This window comes from Dactylosporangium sucinum, from assembly GCF_014647515.1.
Classification (GTDB): domain Bacteria; phylum Actinomycetota; class Actinomycetes; order Mycobacteriales; family Micromonosporaceae; genus Dactylosporangium; species Dactylosporangium sucinum.
In genome coordinates this window covers 1-2,491 of sequence record NZ_BMPI01000167.1, presented here as the reverse complement: position 1 = coordinate 2,491, position 2,491 = coordinate 1, and the positions used below count along the sequence as shown (strand labels likewise).

Here is a 2,491-nt window from a genome sequence, read left to right as displayed (position 1 = left end):
GCGGGCGCGCCGATGATGACATTCTTGATCGTGCCGCCGTTGGCGACCTCGAACATCGGGTCCTGGCTCTCGCTCTGACCGCCGTCGCCGATGCAGCAGTAGCGCTTCATCCCGCCGTCGAGCGTGCCCGACACGGAGATCGTGCCACTCACCGACACGTCGCCGGTCTTCGTCGGCCAGGAGCCCGACGGGTTGGTGCCGGTCGGCGTCGGCGTGGGCGTGCGGGTCGGCGTGGGCGACGCCGTGGTCGGCCCCGTCGTGGTCGGGCCGGGGCCCGCCGCGTCGCTGACCGTGACGTCGTCGAACGACCCGCTCGCGTAGGCGGTCTGGATGCCGATCCGCCCGGTGGAGGCGACGCTGCTCGATCCCGAGCCGACGACCGAGCCGTCGACCGAGCCGGAGATGCTGCTGCCCGAGACCGTGAGGCTCAGCGTGTACCAGGTGCCGTTGCTCACGGTGCGGCTGGCGGAGCCGAGGACCGTGACCGAGCCGCTGTTGACGGCCTGCAGCTGCACCGCGTTGCCGGGCAGCAGCGCCAGCCGGTAGAACGTCGTCGAGCTCTTCGCCCGCGCGAGCAGGCCGACGAGCCCGTTGCTCCCGATCGACGAGGGCTGGACCCGGGCCGAGACGGTGTAGTTCGTCCAGCCGGCGTCGCCGGCGAACAGCCGGGCGTTCTCGCTGCCGGCGTTGCTCTGGTTCGCGGCGCCGGAGACGACGGCCCAGGTGCCGCCGGACTTCGACCAGCCGCTGGTGTCGCCGTCGCTGAAGTTGTCGCTGAACAGGGTGGCCGCGAACGCGATCTGGCTGAAGATCGCCGCCGCGGCGGTGAACGCGACGGCGCTGCCGGCCACGATGGGCCATCGGCGCCGTCTGGGACGGGTGACCATGCATACCTCCGGAGATGGGGCGGAGACGCGTGCATGGGGTGTTCACGGCACGTGACTGGGCGGGTCTGCCGTGCTGCGCGCCGGGGGAGAAGCTTCGAGGAAAGCGCTTTCCCCCTCGGCGCTCAACATAGACCTTCATCTACGGCAGGTCAACCGTCAGGAGGCCGGCGCCAGGTGCATCCAGGTGAAGACGAGCGGCACGTCGCCGTCGCTGACCAGGTGGTGGTCCTCACCAGGCTCGATGATGAGGATGTCGCCGGCGGTGAACCGCGTGTCGCGGGCGCCGTCGAGCTCCAGCACGCCCGCACCCTGCACGATCGTGAAAATTTCAGGGACGTCGTGCGTGTGGCGGTCCGACTCGGCGTGGGTGCGGTGCCCCGGCGCGTCGTACCGGCTGATCCCGCCGCGCACCACCGGCCCCCAGCCGGTGCCGATCGCGGCGAGCGTCGCCGGGGTGCCGCCGTCGGGCAGGTCGGCGATGTTGAGCTTCCTCACGGCAGGGCTCCGATCTCTGAGAACAGCGCGCCGCGCGCGGCGGCGGCGCGGACGTGGCCGGCGATGCCGGGAATGGCGAGCCCGTCGCCGTCGGGGTGCGGCGCGAGCCGCTCCCGGGGCAGCAGCACCGCAGCGGGGGCGGCCATGACCGCGGCGGCGAGGGCGGTGAACGGTTCGGTCCGCTCCAGCGGCACCAGCAGCGGGGTGCCGTCGGCGCGGTGGTCGAGGAGGTTCTCCAGCAGGCTCACCCGGCCGGGCAGCACCTCGCCGTCGAGCCGGTCCTGCGGGTAGACGACGGTGGCGGTGCCCGCGGTCCCGGTGACGGTGAGGTCGCCGGGGACGAACTCGTCGGAGCACAGCGTCACGGCGGCCGTCACGACCGTCCCGCCGGGCCCGGTGAGCCGCAGCGTGGCGGTGTCCTCGACGTCGATGTCGCGGGTGCGGTACCGCTCGAGCTCCAGCGTCCACGGCGGCCGGACGCCGGCGATGGCGAGGGCCTGCATGAGCCCGTGCGCGAGGGGGTTGCACAGCGCGCCGTCCATCGTGGGCCGGCCGCCGACGCTGGACCGGCCGGCCCACGGGGACCGCTTCCAGTAGGCGTCGCCGCGCCACCAGGCCCCGGCGAGCGCGACCGAGGTCACGGTGCCGACCCGGGCCGGCAGCGCGGCCAGGGTCGGCGAGCCGAGCGCCTGGAAGCCGACCTGCAACGCCCGGCCGGACGCCGACACCGCGGCCAGCAGCGCGCGGTGCTCGTCGAGCGAGAGCACCGGCGGCTTCTCCAGCAGCAGGTCGGCGCCGGCGGCGAGCACGTCGCGGGCGATCGGGAGGTGGGTGTGCGGCGGGGTGCAGACGACGACCACCTCGGGCGAGTGCCGGTCGAGCAGCTCGCGATGGTCGGCGTACACGGGCACGTCCGCGTCCTCGACCGGCCGCACGTCGCCGAGCGCGACGAGCCGGACCCGGTCGCCGAGCGCGGCGATCGCCCGCCGGTGCCACATCCCGTGCCCAGTCGCCCCGATCAGCGCGACCGTCGTCATGCGTCCTCCGCTTCGCTCCGGCCGCAGGCCTGAACACTGAGCCGACGATGACCGGCCCCTCCGCTGCGCTGC

The 2,491-nt window shown here is 73.8% G+C and carries 3 protein-coding genes; all 3 read right to left on the bottom strand.

Translation table 11 applies throughout. From position 1 onward, the window contains the following. Positions 1 to 887: pectate lyase (locus tag IEZ31_RS55555; protein ID WP_190258256.1), on the bottom strand; the 887-nt coding region annotated here is incomplete at its 3' end. Positions 888 to 1,043: 156 nt separating this feature from the next. Continuing rightward, positions 1,044 to 1,382 carry a cupin domain-containing protein gene (locus IEZ31_RS55550; RefSeq protein ID WP_229837335.1) on the bottom strand — a complete coding sequence of 113 codons (339 nt, stop codon included), beginning with the start codon at positions 1,380 to 1,382 and terminating at the stop codon, positions 1,044 to 1,046. After that, on the bottom strand, positions 1,379 to 2,419 hold the full coding sequence (locus IEZ31_RS55545; protein WP_190258255.1) for a Gfo/Idh/MocA family protein: 1,041 nt from the start codon (positions 2,417 to 2,419) through the stop codon (positions 1,379 to 1,381). Before IEZ31_RS55545 ends, IEZ31_RS55550 begins: the two co-directional genes overlap by 4 nt. Between the last annotated feature and the right edge of the window lie 72 nt (positions 2,420 to 2,491).

What these genes read in the sequence shown, in the direction of transcription:
- IEZ31_RS55545 (WP_190258255.1), bottom strand. Translation starts at nt 2,419, where the DNA reads ATGACGACGGTCGCGCTGATCGGGGCGACTGGGCACGGGATGTGGCAC.